This window comes from Streptomyces sp. NPDC033216 (assembly GCF_055577115.1).
The window spans coordinates 140,641-156,073 of record NZ_JBVIQK010000016.1 but is presented as its reverse complement, the minus strand read 5'-3'; the positions used below and the strand labels follow the sequence as shown (position 1 = coordinate 156,073).

Sequence of the window (15,433 nt, the reverse complement as noted above, 5' to 3'; positions counted from 1 at the left end):
GCGGAAGCCCGGGTGGATCGAGCCTTCTACGATCGGCGTCGGGGTCGTCGGCCGGCGCCGGATCGGTCGGCCATGGTTTGGCCCCGGCCGACCGGTTCCGGCCCTGAACGGGCCTGGGCCGCGAGCGCCGGACGGGTCAGGGCATGACGCCGTCCCTCACCCGCAGTGCTCGCTTCAGGTCGTCGAGCTGGTCCGCCAGTTTGCGGCGCAGGGACGGGGTCGGGTCCGCCTCGCGCAGGCAGGTTTCGCCCAGGGCCAGGTTCTCGGCGTCGATGGCGTACGCGGGGAAGGCCCAGCGGCCGGCGGCGTCCGCGATGGCGGGTCCGCGGCGGGCGGCCACGGCGATCGCGTCGTCGTAGAAGCGGGGCACGTACTGCTGTACCAGGTCCGCCTGTTCGGGCTGCCAGAAGCCCTGGGCGGTGGCGGTGAAGAGGTAGTTGGACAGGTCGTCGCCGTCGAACATGGCGGACCAGGCCGCGCTCTTGGCCTCCTCGTCGGGCAGGGCGGCGCGGCAACGGGCCGCTCCTTCCCGGCCGGTGGCGGACGGGTCGCGCTCGAGTTCGGCGGCGATGGCGGCCTCGTCGGTGGCGCCGAGGACGGCCAGCCGGGCGAGGACGCGCCAGCGCAGGTCGGGGTCGAGTTCGGGTCCGCCGGGGACGGTGCCGTCGACGAGCCAGGCGGCGATGGTCTCCGGGTGGACGGCGACGGCGATGAAGTGGCGTACGGCGATCAGGCGCAGGCCGGGATGGTCGCCGTCCTCGGTGCGGCGGATGAGGTCGCGGCACAGGGAGGACAGGGTCGCGAGGGCGGCGGGGCGCTCCGCGGGGGTGAGGTAGCGGTCGGCGACCTGGGCGGAGGCGAAGGCGAGGACGCCCTGGACGAGGGCGAGGTCGGTCTCGCGCGGGAGGTGGACGCGGGCGGTCTCCAGATAGGCGCCGGGGGCGAGTTCGCCGTCGCGGACGGCGTCGCGCAGGGCGTTCCAGACGACGGCGCGGGTCAGCGGGTCGGGCAGCCGGGACAGGCTGGTGCCGACGGCCTCGGCGGACGCGGCGTCGAAGCGGACCTTGGTGTAGGTGAGGTCGCCGTCGTTGAGCAGGAGCAGGGCGGGGGGCTTGCCGACGGGCTGCGGGGTGCTCTGCGGGATGTCGATGTCGAGGCGTTCGCGCAGGGTGAGGCGCCCCTCGTCGTCGGACAGGTCGTGGTCGTACAGGCCGACGGCGATGCGGTGCGGGCGGCTGCCGGTGTGCTCGACGGCGAGGGCGCAGGTGCCGGCCTCGGTGGTGAGGGTCGGGGTGAGGGTGTCGACGCCGGTGGTGCGCAGCCAGGCGTCGGCCCAGGCGTGGACGTCGCGCTCGGTGGAGGAGGCGAGGGAGTCGATGAAGTCCGCGAGGGTGGCGTTGGCGAACTTGTGGCGCGCGAAGTGGGTGTTGATGCCGGCCAGGAAGTCCTTCTCGCCGAGCCAGGTCACCAGCTGGCGGAGCGCGGAGGCTCCCTTGGCGTAGGAGATGCCGTCGAAGTTGAGCAGAGCGGAGGCGGTGTCCTCGACGTTCTCGGGGGCGACGGGATGGGTGGAGGGGCGCTGGTCGGCGTCGTAGCCCCAGGCCTTGCGGACGACGCCGAACTCGGTCCAGGTGTCGGTGAAGCGGGTGGCCTCGGCGGTGGTCTGGTAGCCCATGTACTCGGCGAAGGACTCGTTCAGCCAGATGTCGTCCCACCACCTGAGGGTGACGAGGTCGCCGAACCACATGTGGGCCATCTCGTGCGCGATGACCATGGCGCGGGTCTGGCGTTCGGTGTCGGTGACGGCGGAACGGTAGACGAAGTCGTCGCGGAAGGTGACGAGGCCGGGATTCTCCATGGCGCCGGCGTTGAACTCGGGGACGAACGCCTGGTCGTAGGAGTCGAAGGGGTAGGGCTCCTCGAACTTCTCGTGGTAGCGGTCGAAGCACGCGCGTGTGACGTCGAGGATCTCGTCGGCGTCGGCGTCGAGGTGGGGCGCGAGGGAGCGGCGGCAGTGGATGCCGAAGGGCAGGTCGCGGTGCTCGGTGCGCACGGAGTGCCAGGGGCCGGCGGCGACGGCGACGAGGTAGGTGGAGATCAGCGGGGTGGGGGCGGCCCGCCAGCGGCCCTCGCCGAGGTGCTCGGTGATGCCGTTGGCGAGGACGGTCCAGCCTTCCGGGGCCTTCACCGACAGGTCGAAGACGGCCTTCAGGTCGGGCTGGTCGAAGGCGGCGAAGACGCGCTGGACGTCGTCCATGAACATCTGCGTGTAGACGTAGGTCTCGCCGTCGGCGGGATCGGTGAAGCGGTGCATGCCCTCGCCGGTGCGGGAGTAGCGCATGCTCGCGGCGATCCGCAGCTCGTGTTCACCGGCGGCGAGGTTCTCCAGGGGCAGCCGGTTGTCGTCCAGGGTCCGCGGGTCGAGGGTCTCGCCGTCGAGGAGGACGGAGCGCAGCTCGACCGGCTTCAGCTCGACGAAGGTGTCGGCGCCCGTGCGCGCGGCGAACCGGATCACCGTGAGGGATTCGAAGGTCTCGTCTCCGGTGGTGAGATCTAGCTCGATGGTGTAGCGGTGGACGTCGAGGAGCTGGGCACGGGTCTGCGCTTCGTCGCGCGTCAGTACGGACATGCAGGCCATGCTGCCCGATGCCGCAGGCCGGGCACAGGGGCGGATCGGTACGCACCTTTTGTCCCCCGCTCGTTCGCGGGCGCCGAAGCCACGGGGACCCCGGCCCCGACCAGGACCGATGCGACCGTCGCAGGGGCGCCGGGACGGCGGGACGGCGGGACCGTGGGGGTCGCGGCGAGGGCGGGTCCACGGCGCCGTGAGGGCCTGCGGGCGAGCGGCGCGGGCCCCGGCGTCGCGCTGGAAGGGGACCCGGTCGTCCCGCCTCTCGGCGTCCCGCACTCGTGCCCGCAGCGCCCCCGTCTCCTCCCGGAGCGCGACCCAGCGCTGGTGGGCGGCGTTGGCTTGGAGCGTGATGCAGCGCTGGTGGGCGGCGTAGCGCCGGTGGGCGGCGTAGCGCTGGAGCGCGACGTAGCGCCGGTGGGCCTCGTAGCGGTGGTGGGCGGCGTACCGACAGCGGACCTCGGTGCGCAGGGCCGACGGGTCGACCGGCTTTCCTGGCCAGGTCGGCGGCTCCGAGGCCGAAGCGGCGCTCGTGCGTGCCAGGTCCTGCGGCGCCGCCCTCCGACGGCCGGTCGGTCTCGTGCCCGAACCCGGACGCGCGGTGCCCGCCGACTGAGGCGCGGTACCCGCCGACGCGCCTACGGCGTACGCCTCGGCGGGGTACGGGTGCGCCGGGTGCGGTCGGTGCGCGGAGGTCAGACGCCGTGGACGGCGCCCTCGGCGATGCGCTCGTGGTGGCGGATCACCTCGGCGATGATGAAGTTGAGGAGCTTCTCGGCGAACGCCGGGTCCAGCTTGGCGCTCTCGGCGAGGGCGCGCAGGCGGGCGATCTGACGGGCCTCGCGGGCCGGGTCGGCGGCCGGCAGCTGGTGGCGCGCCTTGAGATGGCCGACCTGCTGCGTGGCCTTGAAGCGCTCGGCGAGCATGTGGATGACGGCCGCGTCGATGTTGTCGATGCTGTCGCGCAGCCGGGCGAGTTCCTCGTGGACGGCGGGGTCGACGTCACCGGTTCCGGTGTTGCTGGTGGTCATGGGCGTTCACCCTAGTGCGTCGTGCCGGGGGGCCTGCGGTCGCGTGATTCCCGCCGCCGGGGCCTCGTGCGGCGCTCCTCCGCTCCGAGGCGGGCCCGCTCGCGCCGGTTCCTCGTACAGTGGAAGCGGGGGCACGGCGTCTTGGGGGTACGGGCGTGGCGAACGACGGACCGGTCGAGCACGGCTATCCGCACCTGGACACGGTGCGGGACGCCGTCACCGCGCTCTACAGACGGCTGTCGTACGACACCATCCACCAGTTCGCGACCAGCGTGGCCCCCGTGGACGTGGCGTTCTGCGACACCGACGACCTGCACCTCGGGGCGCAGCGGGTGGCGCGGGAGCTGGTGCGACACTTCCGGCTGCCGGACGCCCGGCTGATCGTCGGGTTCCGGGAGATGCAGCACGCGGCCAACGTCGAACTGACGGCGGGGCCCGAGTACTTCGTCGAGCTGAACGACCGGTTCCGCACCCATCGGCGGGACATCGGCGCGGCTCTGGCGCACGAGATCACCCATGTCTTCCTGCACCGCGTGGACCTGGCGTTCCCCGGCACCCGCGCCAACGAGATCCTCACGGACACGGCCGCCACCTATCTGGGCGCCGGGTGGCTGCTGCTCGACGCCTACCGGGAGGACGCGTCCTCCTCGCAGAAGCTGGGGTACCTGACGCCGGAGGAGTTCGGGTACGTCCTGGCCAAGCGGGCGCTGGTCTTCGGCGAGGATCCGTCGACGTGGTTCACCAGCGCGCAGGCGTACACGGCGTACGTGAAGGGCAGGGAGCGGGCCGGCCTGGACGAGCGGCAGCCGCCGCTGACGGCCGCCGGGTGGGCGGGGCGGCGACGCTACGCGCGTGACCGACGGCACGCGCAGGCCACCCCGGCCCTCGCCGTCGCGCCGAGCGCTCCGTACGCCTTCGTGCCGGACGGACGGGGGCCGCTACGGGTGACGTTTCCCTGCCCCACCTGCCTCCAGCGGATCAGGGTGCCGGTACGGGGGCGGGTGCGGGCGCGGTGCGGGTTGTGCCGGACGGTGCTGGAGTGCGACACGTAGGACGCCCCGGTACGGTTCACGTCCCGTACACCCGACCGGGCCGCTCCGCCTCCCCCAGCAGTCGACGTGCCCTCTCCCCCGCCTCCTCGGGGGTCCAACGCTCCCCCTTGTCTGCCGTCGGGCCGGGACGCCAGCCCTCCATGACGGTGATGCGGCCGGCCTCCGTCTCGAAGACGCGGCCGGTGACGCCGTCGCTCGCGGCGGAGCCGAGCCAGACGACCAGGGGTGAGACGTTCTCGGGGGCCATCGCGTCGAAGCCGGTGGCGGGTGCGGCCATGGTGGTGGCGAAGGCGCGTTCCGTCATGCGGGTGCGGGCCACGGGGGCGATGGCGTTGACCTGGACGCCGTAGCGGGCGAGCTCGGCGGCGGCCACCAGGGTGAGGGCGAGGACGCCGGCCTTCGCGGCGCTGTAGTTGCCCTGCCCGACCGAGCCCAGCAGGCCTGCCCCGCTGCTCGTGTTGACGATCCGGGCGGCGGGGGTGCGGCCCGCCCTGGCCTCGGCGCGCCAGTGCGCGGCGGCGTGTCTGAGGGGGAGGAAGTGGCCCTTGAGGTGGACGCGTACGACGGCGTCCCAGTCGTCCTCGTCGAGGTTGACCAGCATCCGGTCGCGCAGGAAGCCGGCGTTGTTGACGAGGGTGTCGAGCCGGCCGTACGTCTCCAGGGCCGCCGTGACGAGGGACGCGGCGCCCTCGTCCGTGGCGATGTCGGCGCCGTGCGCGACGGCGTGGCCGCCCGCCGCCCGGATCTCCTCGGCCACGCGGGCGGCCGGGCTGCCGGGGTCCGGGGTGCCGTCGAGGCCGACGCCGAGGTCGTTGACGACGACCCGGGCGCCCTCGGCGGCGAACGCGAGGGCGTGGGCGCGGCCGAGGCCCCGCCCGGCGCCGGTGACGACGACGACCCGGCCCGCGCAGATTCCGCTCATGTCAGTGCTCCTTGTCAGCGGGTGCGGCCGTGGCCGCCTCCAAGAACGCGGGCCGCTCCCCACCGCCGTGGACGAGGAGGCTGGCCCCGCTGATGTAGGCGGCGGCGTCGGAGGCGAGGAAGACGGCCGCGGCGCCGACGTCCGCGGGCTCGGCGAGGCGTCCGAGCGGGACGGTGCGGGAGACGGCCGCGATGCCGTCGGCGTCCCCGTAGTGCAGGTGGGACCGCTCGGTGCGGACCATGCCGACGACGAGGGTGTTGACGCGGACCTCCGGCGCCCATTCCACGGCCATCGAGCGGGCGAGGTGTTCCAGGCCCGCCTTGGCCGCGCCGTACGCGGCCGTGCCGGGCGAGGGGCGGCTCCCGCTGACGCTGCCGATCATCACGATCGAGCCGTGGGCGCGCCGGAGGTGTCGGTAGGCGGCGAGGGACACGGTCAGGGGGGCGAGGAGGTTGAGTTCGAGGACGCGCAGGTGCCGGTCGGCGCCGGCCCGGGCGAGCGGGCGGTGGGGGGCGCCGCCCGCGTTGTTGACGAGGACGTCCAGTCGGGGCAGCGCGGTGAGGGTGCGGTGGACGGCGTCGCCGTCGCGCACGTCCAGCGGCACGAACTCCGTGCCTCGCAGGGGGACTTCCGGGGGGCGGCGGGCGCAGACGACGACCTCGGCCCCCGCGGCCGCGAGGGAGCGCGCTATCCCGGCGCCGACGCCGCGGGTACCGCCCGTGACGACGGCGACCTTCCCGTCCAGCTCCATTCACGCTACCTTCCGCCTAACAAACGTTTGGTGGAAAGGTAGCTGATGCCTCCATGGGTGTCTCCACCTCGTCCCCGGAAAAGGGGATTTCGTTGGTCACCGTCGACGTGCCGCCGGTGAACGCCCTTCCGGTGGACGGCTGGTTCGCGCTGGCCGACGCCGTGCGCGGGGCCGGCCGGGACCCGCGGGTGCGGTGCGTGGTGCTGGCCGCCGAGGGGCGGGGCTTCAACGCGGGCGTGGACATCAAGGAACTCCGGGCGGGGGGTGCGGGCGCGCTCGTCGGCGCCAACCGCGGCTGCTTCGAGGCGTTCGCGGCGGTGTACGAGTGCGAGGTGCCCGTCGTCGCCGCCGTGCAGGGCTTCTGCCTGGGCGGCGGCATCGGCCTGGTGGGCAACGCGGACGCGATCGTGGCGGCCGAGGACGCCGTCTTCGGGCTGCCCGAACTCGACCGGGGAGCCCTGGGCGCGGCCACGCATCTCGCCCGGTTGGTGCCCGGGCACCTCATGCGCGCCCTGTACTTCACCTCGCGCACGGCGAGCGCGGCCGAGCTGCACGCGCACGGCTCGGTGTGGCGAGTCGTACCGCGGGGTGCACTGCGTTCCGCGGCAATGGAGTTGGCGGGCGAGATCGCCGCCAAGGACGGGGAGCTGCTGCGCCTCGCCAAGGCCGCCATCAACGGCATCGACCCGGTCGACGTGCGCCGCAGCTACCGCTTCGAGCAGGGCTTCACCTTCGAGGCGAACGCCCTCGGGGTGGCCGACCGGGTCCGCGACAGGTTCGGGAAGGACGGGGCATAGGTGAGCGACAAGACGATGTCCGCAGACGAGGCGGTCGGCCGGCTGGCCGACGGCATGACCCTCGGCATCGGCGGCTGGGGCTCGCGCCGCAAGCCGATGGCCCTGGTCAGGGCGCTGCTCCGGTCCGCTGTCACCGACCTCACGGTCGTCTCGTACGGCGGTCCGGACGTCGGCATGCTGGTCGCCGCCGGACGGGTCCGAAGGCTGGTCGTCCCGTTCGTCACCCTCGACTCGATCCCGCTCGAACCGCACTACCGGGCGGCCCGCGAGCGCGGCGGCGTGGAGCTGACGGAGATCGACGAGGCGATGTTCATGTGGGGTCTGCGGGCCGCCGCGAACCGGCTGCCCTTCCTGCCGGTGCGGGCCGGGATCGGCTCGGACGTGATGCGGGTCAATCCCGGACTGCGGACGGTGACTTCGCCGTACGCCGACGGGGAGACGTTCGTGGCCGTGCCGGCGCTGCGCATGGACGCCGCGCTGGTCCACGTCAACCGCGCCGACCCACTGGGCAACGGGCAGTATCTGGGCCCCGACCCGTACTTCGACGACCTCTTCTGCGAGGCGGCGGACACCGCTTACGTCTCCTGCGAACGGATCGTCGCGACAGCCGAGCTGACGAAGCACGCGACACCGCAGACACTGCTGGTCAAGCGGCACACCGTGACCGGTGTGGTGGAAGCCCCGAACGGGGCGCACTTCACGTCCTGCGCTCCCGACTACGGGCGGGACGAGGCCTTCCAGACGACGTACGCGACCACGCCCTGGCCCGAGTTCGCGCGCCGGTACCTGGGCGGCGACGAGCGGGCCTACCGCTCGGCCGTCGGGGAGGGGGCATGATGGAGGTCACCCGCGCCGAGTACTGCGTGATCGCCTGTGCCGAGGCCTGGCGGGGCGCCGGCGAGATCCTCGCCTCCCCCATGGGCGTGATCCCCTCCGTCGGCGCCCGCCTCGCCCGCCGCACGTTCGCGCCGGACCTGCTGCTCACCGACGGCGAGGCGCTCCTGGTCCGCCCGGACGGCGCCGTCGAGGGCTGGCTGCCGTACCGGCAGCACCTGGCGCTGGTCACCGGCGGGCGGCGGCACGTGATGATGGGCGCGAGCCAGATCGACCGGTACGGCAACCAGAACATCTCATGCATCGGCGACTGGACGAAGCCGAGGCGACAACTGCTCGGCGTGCGGGGCGCACCGGCCAACACCGCGAACAACCCCACCAGTTACTGGGTCCCCCGGCACTCCCGGCGGGTCTTCGTCGAGCGGGTCGACATGGTGTGCGGGGTCGGGTACGACCGTGCCGCCGATACCCCCTACCACCGCCTCCCGCGGGTCGTCTCCGACCTGGGTGTCTTCGACTTCGCCACCCCGGACCGCTCGATGCGGCTGGCCTTCCTGCACCCCGGCGTGACCGTCGGACAGGTGAGGGAGGCGACCGGGTTCGCGCTCACGGTCCCGGACGAGGTGCCGTACACGCGGGAACCCACCGCGGGTGAGCTGGCGTTGATCCGGGAAGTGATCGATCCGGCGGACACGCGGGCGCGTGAGGTCGGGCACTGATGGAGACGGCGCTGACCCGGCTGGTCGGGGTGCGGCACCCGATCGTGCAGACCGGGATGGGATGGGTGGCGGGCCCACGCCTGGTCTCGGCGACGGCGAACGCGGGCGCGCTGGGCATCCTGGCGTCCTCGACCATGACCCTCGACCAGCTGCGCGAGGCGGTACGCGAGGTGCGGTCCCGCACGAACGCGCCCTTCGGCGTCAACCTCCGCGCCGACGCGGTCGACGCCGGCGAGCGGGTGGCGGTCCTGATCGAGGAGGGCGTGAGGGTCGCGTCCTTCGCGCTCGCGCCCACCGCCGGGCTGATCGCCGAGCTGAAGGAGGCCGGTGTCGTCGTCATCCCGTCCGTGGGGGCCCGCCGGCATGCCGAGAAGGTCGCTGCGTGGGGTGCGGACGCCGTCCTCGTACAGGGCGGGGAGGGCGGCGGTCACACCGGTGAGGTGGCGACGACGGTGCTGTTGCCGCAGGTGGTGGACGCCGTGGAGATCCCCGTCGTCGCGGCGGGGGGATTCTTCGACGGGCGCGGCCTGGTCGCGGCGCTGGCGTACGGGGCGGCGGGGATCGCGATGGGCACCCGCTTCCTGCTGACGTCGGACTCGACCGTGCCACAAGCGGTGAAGGCCCGGTATCTGGCGGCGACGGCGCGGGACGTCACCGTGACCCGGGCGGTGGACGGGCTGCCGCACCGCATGCTGCGCACCGAACTGGTCGACGCCCTGGAGGGGGCCGGGCGGGTGCGGGCGCTGGGGCAGGCACTGCGCCGGGCGGCCGGTCTGCGGCGGCTGACCGGGCTGACCTGGCGCCGGATGGTGCGCGACGGACTGGCGCTGCGGCACGGCAAGGAGCTGTCGTGGAGCCAGGTCCTCCTCGCCGCGAACACGCCGATGCTGCTGCGGTCGGCGATGGTGGACGGCCGGACCGACCTCGGGGTGATGGCGGCGGGGCAGGTCGCCGGGGTGATCGACGACCTGCCGTCCTGCGCGGAGCTGGTGGAGCGGGTGATGGCCGAGGCGGCGGACGCCGTCGCCGCGTTGTCGGCCGGTGGCGCTTCTCCGCGCGCATGACGGAAAACGATCGGTGAGCCCTGGGGAATCGACGCGCCGGGGACGGGGGAGGTGTCCGCGGGCGTGGTGCCGGGCTTGGCGCCCGGCCGTGGACAGCCGTACGCCCCGGCACCGGCCCCGGGCTCAGAGCCGTTCGATGATCGTCACGTTGGCCTGACCGCCGCCCTCGCACATGGTCTGGAGACCGAACCGGCCGCCGGTACGCTCCAGTTCGTGCAGCAGGGTGGTCATCAGCCGGGCGCCGGTGGCGCCGAGGGGGTGACCGAGGGCGATCGCGCCGCCGTTGACGTTGACCCGGGCGGGGTCGGCGCCGGTCTCCTTCAGCCAGGCCAGGACGACCGGCGCGAAGGCCTCGTTGATCTCGACGAGGTCGAGGTCGTCGATGGACAGGCCGGTCTTCTTCAGAGCGTGCGCGGTGGCGGGGATCGGCGCGGTCAGCATGCGGATCGGGTCCTCGCCGCGCACCGAGAGGTGGTGGACGCGGGCGCGGGGCCGCAGCCCGTGTACGCGCACGGCGTCCTCGGAGGCGAGCAGCAGGGCGGCGGCGCCGTCGGAGACCTGCGAGGAGCAGGCGGCGGTGACGGTGCCGCCGTCGAGGACGGGCTTCAGCGCGGCCATCTTCTCCAGGGAGGTGTCCCGGCGCGGCCCCTCGTCGACGGCGACCTGGCCGAGGGGCACGGTCTCCCGGACGAGACGGCCCTCGTCGATCGCCCGCAGCGCCCGCCGGTGGGAGCGCAGCGCGAACTCCTCCTGGTCGCGCCGGGTGATGCCCCACTTCGCCGCGATCATCTCGGCACCGGCGAACTGGTTGACGGGCCGGTCGCCGTAGCGGGCGCGCCAGCCCTCGCTGCCCGCGAAGGGGCCCTGGGTGAGGCCCAGCGGTTCGGCGGCCTGCCGGGTGGCGAAGGCGATCGGGATCTGCGACATGTTCTGCACGCCGCCCGCGACGACCAGGTCCTGGGTGCCGGAGAGCACGGCCTGCGCGGCGAAGTGCACGGCCTGCTGCGAGGACCCGCACTGGCGGTCCACGGTCACGCCCGGCACCTCCTCGGGCAGTCCGGCGGCCAGCCAACAGGTCCGGGCGATGTCCCCGGCCTGCGGTCCGACGGCGTCCAGGCAGCCGAAGACGACGTCCTCGACGGCGGCCGGGTCGATCCCGGAGCGCTCCACGAGTTCCCTGAGCACATGGGCGCCGAGGTCGGCCGGGTGGACGCCGGCCAGCCCTCCCCCACGCCGCCCGACGGGCGTACGGACCGCTTCGACGATGTAGGCCTCGGCCATGGCGACTCCCCAGACTCCCCAGTGGGTTACGTGCGTACGGCGATCCCGTCCAGCACCATCGACAGGTACTGCCGGGCGATCTCCTCCGGGCCGTGCTGTCCGCCGGGCCGGTACCAGGAGGCGGCGACCCACACCGTGTCCCGCACGAACCGGTAGGTGAGACGGACGTCGAGGTCGGCCCGGAAGACCCGGGCGGCGACCCCCCGCTCCAGCGTGGACAGCCACGCCTTCTCGAACCTGCGCTGCGACTCGGCGAGGAACGCGAACCGCTCCTGCGCGACGAGCTGCCTGCTTTCCTTCTGGTAGATCGCGACGGCGGCGCGGTGCCGGTCGATCTCCCGGAACGACTCGGTGACCAGGGCCTCGAGCGTCTCGCGCGGGTCCAGTCCGGCGGCCAGGACGGTGTCGTAGCCGTCCCACAGCTCGTCGAGGAAGGTGCGCAGGATCTCCTCCAGCATCGATTCCTTGGAGTCGAAGTGGTAGTAGAGGCTGCCCGCGAGCATGCCGGCGTGGTCCGCGATCTTGCGGACCGTGGTGGCGTTGTAGCCCTGCTCGGCGAAGACCTCGGCGGCGGTGTCGAGGAGTTCGCCGCGGCGGTCGCGAGCGGCGGCGGCCGCGGGGGGCTCCGCCGCGGTCACCTGGGACTTCTTCTTGGTAGGCACGCGCACATTGTCGCCTCCGCCTCAGGCCCGCTGTCCGCTGACCGGGACGACCTCGCCGGTCAGGTACGAGGAGTAGCCGGAGGCGAGGAACACGATCACGTTGGCGACCTCCCAGGGCTCGGCGTGCCGCCCGAAGGCCTCGCGGGCGGTGAGGTCCTCCAGCAGTTCCGGGGACGTCACCTTCACCAGGTGGGGGTGCATGGCCAGGCTCGGCGCCACGGCGTTGACCCGCGCGCCGTAGGCCACGGCCTCCACCGCCGCGCACCGGGTCAGGGCCATCACGCCGGCCTTGGCGGCGGCGTAGTGCGCCTGTCCGGCCTGGGCGCGCCAGCCGAGGACGGAGGCGTTGTTGACGATCACGCCGCCGCCGTCCTGCTCGCGGAAGTGCCGCAGGGCCGCCCGCACGCACCGGAACGTCCCCGTCAGAGTCACGTCCAGCACCCGGGACCACTGCTCGTCGCTCATGTCGGCCAGGGCCGACGTCCCGCCGAGGCCCGCGTTGTTCACCACGACGTCCAGGCGGCCGTGGGCTTCCGCGGCCGCGTCGAACAGCCGGCTCACCTGGTCCTCGTCGGTGACGTCGCAGGGCACCGCCGCGACCGCCGCCGCGCCGAACTCGGCGGCCAGCGCTGCCTCGTGCTCCTTGAGCCGACGGGTGTGCGCGTCGCTGATCAGGACGCGGGCGCCCTCCTCCAGGAAGCGCCGCGCGGTCGCGCCGCCGATGCCCGCGCCGGCCGCGGCGGTGAGCACGGCGGTACGCCCGCGCAGCAGACCGTGTCCGGGTACGTACGACGGACTCTCGACGTCTGTCATGACAGCACGCTAACCTACCAAACACTTGTTAGGGAAGGTGGGTTCGGTCATGGACCTCGGGTTCACACGGGACGAGGAGGCCTTGCGCGCCGCGGCCCGCGCCTGGCTCGCGGCGCATGTGCCGGCCGATCCGCCGCCCTCCCTGGAGACCGAGGAGGGCTTCGCCGCGCACCGTGCGTGGGAGGCACGACTGGCCGCGGACCGCTGGTCGGTGGTCGACTGGCCGCAGCGGTACGGCGGCCGGGACGCCGGTCTGATCGGCCGACTGATCTTCGAGGAGGAGTACTGCGCGGCGGGCGCCCCCGGCCGCGTCGGGCAGAACGGCGTCAGCCTGCTCGCCCCCACCCTCTTCGCCCACGGCACCGAGGAGCAGCGCGGCCGCGTCCTGCCGTCGATGGCCACCGGGGAGGTGGTCTGGGCGCAGGCCTGGTCGGAGCCGGAGGCCGGTTCGGACCTGGCGTCCCTGCGCTCCAGGGCCGTCCGCGCGGACGGCGGCTGGCTCCTGAGCGGCCAGAAGAGCTGGTCCTCGCGCGCGGCCTTCGCCGACCGCGCCTTCGGGCTGTTCCGCAGCGACCCGGACACCCCGAAACCCCATCAGGGGCTCACCTACGTGATGTTCGACCTGCACGCCCCCGGTGTCACGGTCCGTCCGATCCGCCGGCTGGACGGAAAGCCGGCGTTCGCCGAACTGTTCCTGGACGGGGTGTTCGTACCCGACGAGGACGTGATCGGCGAACCCGGCCAGGGCTGGCGGATCGCGATGGCGACGGCGGCCGACGAACGGGGGCTCACGCTCCGCTCCCCCGGCCGTTTCCTGGCCGGTGCCGACCGGCTGTGGACGCTCTGGCGGGACCGGGGCAGCCCCGACTGGGCACGGGAGAAGGTCGCCGACGCTCTGATCGGTGCCCGCGCCTACCAGTTGTTCACGTTCGCGGCGGCCTCCCGGCATCTGACGGGTGAGCCGCTGGGCCCGGAGTCCAGCCTCAACAAGGTCTTCTGGTCCGAGTACGACCTCGCGCTGCACGAGACGGCCCTCGATCTCCTGGGGGAGGAGGGCGGGTTCGCGGACACGGACTGGACCGAGCGGTACGTGTTCGCACTGGCCGGCCCGATCTACGCGGGCACGAACGAGATCCAGCGCGACATCGTCGCCGAACGCCTGCTGGGCCTGCCGAAGGGACGCCGCTGATGCGCTTCCTGCTCGACCCCGAGCAACGGGACTTCGCCCGCTCGCTGGACGCCGTGCTCACCGCCGCCGACACCCCCGCCGTGATCCGGGACTGGAGCCGCGGCGAGCACGAGCGCGGACGGGCGCTGTGGCGCCGTGTCGCCGAGGCCGGGGTGTTCGCGCTGGCGGTCCCCGAGGAGTACGAGGGGCTGGGCGTGCGGCCCGTCGAACTGGCGATCGGCTTCATGGAGTTGGGGCGCCACGCGGTGCCGGGACCGCTGGCGGAGACGGTCGCGGCGGCGTCACTGCTGGCCGGCACCGGACACGCGAAGCGGTTCCTGCCGGGCCTCGCCGCCGGAGAGGCCATGGCCACTCTCGCCCATGAGGGCTTCCACGCGCTGGACGGCGACACGGCCACGCACCGTTTCGTCCTCTGCCCCCGAGGCCTCCGCCTGTCCCCCGGGCACGGCCCCGTCCGCGCCTGCCTGGACCCGGCCCGCCGCCTCACCCCGCTGGTCCCCGAGGGTGAACTCCTCGCCCCGCCACCCGCGCCCCACGCCCTCGACCTGGCCCGTCTCACGACGGCGGCGCAGGCGCTGGGCATCGGCCTCGCCCTGCTCGACCGTACGGTCGCCCACGTCGGCCGGCGTACCCAGTTCGGGGTCCCCGTCGGGTCGTTCCAGGCGGTGAAGCACCGGCTGGCCGACGCGAAGATCGCGCTGGAGTTCGCCCGCCCCCTCGTCCTCGGCGCCGCCCTCACCATGGCCCCGGCGGACGTGGCCGCGGCGAAGGTCGCGGCCTGCGAAGCGGCGTACGCCACCGCCCGCACCGCACTGCATCTGCACGGCGCGATCGGTTACACCGAGGAGTACGACCTGTCCCTGTGGCTCACCAAGGCCGGCGCCCTGCGTACCGTCTGGGGCACCCCGCGCGAGTGCCGCGACATCGTCCTGGACGCCGCCTGACTCAGCGGCCGGGGCCCACGATCCCTCGCGCCCGCGCCGCCACCAGCCACTTGGGGAATTCGCCCACCAGACGGTCGTACAGATGCGCGTCCGACACCCTGCGCGGATCGGCGCCCGCGTGGAAGAAACCGGCGTTGTCGACGACCCGCTTCGCCGGCACGGGCAGTTCGTCGAGCTTGCGCAGGAAGTCGAACTGCTTGCTGTCCTTGTCCCCGAACCCGATGAACTGCCAGAACAGCGGCAGCGTCGACGCCTTGCACAGATAGCGCTCGGCGGCGAGCTTGTTGATGGGCCCGCCGTCGGTCTGGAAGACGACGAGGGCGGGCTCGCGGGCGCCGCTGTCGAGGTAGTGGTCGATGACGGCGTCCATCGCCAGGTGGTAGCTGGTCCTGCCCATGTGTCCGAGACCGGCCACGATCCGGTCCACCCGCCCCTGGTGGTCGGCGAGGGCGATGTCGGTGACGGCGTCCACGTCGGTGGAGAAGAACACCACCGGCACCCGCCCGTCGTCGTCGAGATGCGCCGAGAGCCCCAGCACCCGGTCGGCGAGCGCCTGCACACTGCCGTCCTGGTAGTACGGCTTCATCGACCCCGAGTAGTCCACGACGAGGTAGACGGCGGCACGCTGCCCGTCCAGGCCGTGCTTGGTGAGGGACACCCCGGCGCTCTTGTACAGGCTGACCAGCGCCGGTGCCGTCTCCTGGACCTTGCTGAGACTGATCGCGACCATGCGCCATACCTTCCC

At 73.3% G+C, this 15,433-nt stretch carries 15 protein-coding genes; 7 read left to right on the top strand and 8 right to left on the bottom strand.

The features are described from left to right. Positions 1-136 precede the first annotated feature (136 nt). Together pepN and ACZ5Y0_RS26255 are read right to left on the bottom strand one after the other, a co-directional pair. Positions 137-2,629: an aminopeptidase N gene (pepN, locus tag ACZ5Y0_RS26260; protein ID WP_469131143.1), complete on the bottom strand. Its 2,493-nt coding sequence runs from the start codon at positions 2,627-2,629 to the stop codon at positions 137-139. Between the two features lie 695 nt (positions 2,630-3,324). Beyond that, positions 3,325-3,660: a chorismate mutase gene (locus ACZ5Y0_RS26255; protein ID WP_469131142.1), complete on the bottom strand. Its 336-nt coding sequence runs from the start codon at positions 3,658-3,660 to the stop codon at positions 3,325-3,327. Between the two features lie 155 nt (positions 3,661-3,815). Between ACZ5Y0_RS26255 and ACZ5Y0_RS26250 the strand changes: the two genes are divergently transcribed. Then, a complete protein-coding gene (locus tag ACZ5Y0_RS26250) occupies positions 3,816-4,712 on the top strand; it encodes a hypothetical protein (protein WP_469131141.1) in 897 nt (298 codons plus the stop codon). A gap of 16 nt (positions 4,713-4,728) precedes the next feature. Here the strand turns inward: ACZ5Y0_RS26250 and ACZ5Y0_RS26245 are convergent, their stop codons facing one another. Continuing rightward, positions 4,729-5,634, bottom strand: coding sequence for an SDR family oxidoreductase (locus ACZ5Y0_RS26245; RefSeq protein WP_469131140.1), 906 nt, complete (start codon positions 5,632-5,634; stop codon positions 4,729-4,731). A gap of 1 nt (position 5,635) precedes the next feature. Beyond that, positions 5,636-6,385, bottom strand: a complete 750-nt coding sequence (locus tag ACZ5Y0_RS26240; protein WP_469131139.1) for an SDR family oxidoreductase — start codon at positions 6,383-6,385, stop codon at positions 5,636-5,638. Positions 6,386-6,438: 53 nt separating this feature from the next. Here ACZ5Y0_RS26240 and ACZ5Y0_RS26235 point away from each other — a divergent pair, with 53 nt between their 5' ends. Genes ACZ5Y0_RS26235 through ACZ5Y0_RS26220 form a run of 4 tightly spaced genes read left to right on the top strand, consistent with a single transcriptional unit; the run spans position 6,439 to position 9,799 of the window. After that, positions 6,439-7,182, top strand: a complete 744-nt coding sequence (locus ACZ5Y0_RS26235) for an enoyl-CoA hydratase family protein (RefSeq protein ID WP_469131138.1) — start codon at positions 6,439-6,441, stop codon at positions 7,180-7,182. Next, a complete protein-coding gene (locus ACZ5Y0_RS26230) occupies positions 7,183-8,019 on the top strand; it encodes a CoA transferase subunit A (RefSeq protein ID WP_469131137.1) in 837 nt (278 codons plus the stop codon). It abuts the gene before it with no gap. After that, complete coding sequence (locus tag ACZ5Y0_RS26225) at positions 8,019-8,735, top strand: CoA-transferase subunit beta (protein ID WP_469131153.1); 717 nt, start codon at positions 8,019-8,021, stop codon at positions 8,733-8,735. Before ACZ5Y0_RS26230 ends, ACZ5Y0_RS26225 begins: the two co-directional genes overlap by 1 nt. Next, positions 8,735-9,799 (top strand): NAD(P)H-dependent flavin oxidoreductase, encoded by a 1,065-nt coding sequence (locus ACZ5Y0_RS26220; RefSeq protein ID WP_469131136.1) that lies wholly within the window; start codon positions 8,735-8,737, stop codon positions 9,797-9,799. Before ACZ5Y0_RS26225 ends, ACZ5Y0_RS26220 begins: the two co-directional genes overlap by 1 nt. Before the next feature lie 123 nt (positions 9,800-9,922). On the opposite strand, the gene ACZ5Y0_RS26215 is transcribed toward ACZ5Y0_RS26220, so the two are convergent. Genes ACZ5Y0_RS26215 through ACZ5Y0_RS26205 form a run of 3 tightly spaced genes read right to left on the bottom strand, consistent with a single transcriptional unit; the run spans position 9,923 to position 12,555 of the window. Next, a complete protein-coding gene (locus ACZ5Y0_RS26215; RefSeq protein WP_469131135.1) occupies positions 9,923-11,080 on the bottom strand; it encodes an acetyl-CoA C-acetyltransferase in 1,158 nt (385 codons plus the stop codon). 26 nt (positions 11,081-11,106) lie between these two features. Further along, positions 11,107-11,742, bottom strand: coding sequence for a TetR/AcrR family transcriptional regulator (locus ACZ5Y0_RS26210; RefSeq protein WP_469131134.1), 636 nt, complete (start codon positions 11,740-11,742; stop codon positions 11,107-11,109). A 21-nt stretch (positions 11,743-11,763) separates the two neighbouring features. Beyond that, the gene (locus ACZ5Y0_RS26205; RefSeq protein ID WP_469131133.1) at positions 11,764-12,555 is read right to left on the bottom strand and encodes an SDR family oxidoreductase; all 792 of its coding nucleotides are present in this window, start codon (positions 12,553-12,555) and stop codon (positions 11,764-11,766) included. Between the two features lie 49 nt (positions 12,556-12,604). On the opposite strand from ACZ5Y0_RS26205, the gene ACZ5Y0_RS26200 reads away from it, so the two are divergent. Both ACZ5Y0_RS26200 and ACZ5Y0_RS26195 read left to right on the top strand, forming a co-directional pair. Further along, positions 12,605-13,744: an acyl-CoA dehydrogenase family protein gene (locus tag ACZ5Y0_RS26200; RefSeq protein WP_469131132.1), complete on the top strand. Its 1,140-nt coding sequence runs from the start codon at positions 12,605-12,607 to the stop codon at positions 13,742-13,744. Then, positions 13,744-14,688 (top strand): acyl-CoA dehydrogenase family protein, encoded by a 945-nt coding sequence (locus ACZ5Y0_RS26195; protein ID WP_469131131.1) that lies wholly within the window; start codon positions 13,744-13,746, stop codon positions 14,686-14,688. The genes ACZ5Y0_RS26200 and ACZ5Y0_RS26195 overlap by 1 nt, the downstream gene beginning before the upstream one ends. 1 nt (position 14,689) lies before the next feature. Here ACZ5Y0_RS26195 and ACZ5Y0_RS26190 read toward each other — a convergent pair whose 3' ends face one another. After that, positions 14,690-15,418, bottom strand: coding sequence for a vWA domain-containing protein (locus tag ACZ5Y0_RS26190; protein WP_469131130.1), 729 nt, complete (start codon positions 15,416-15,418; stop codon positions 14,690-14,692). Positions 15,419-15,433 lie beyond the last annotated feature (15 nt).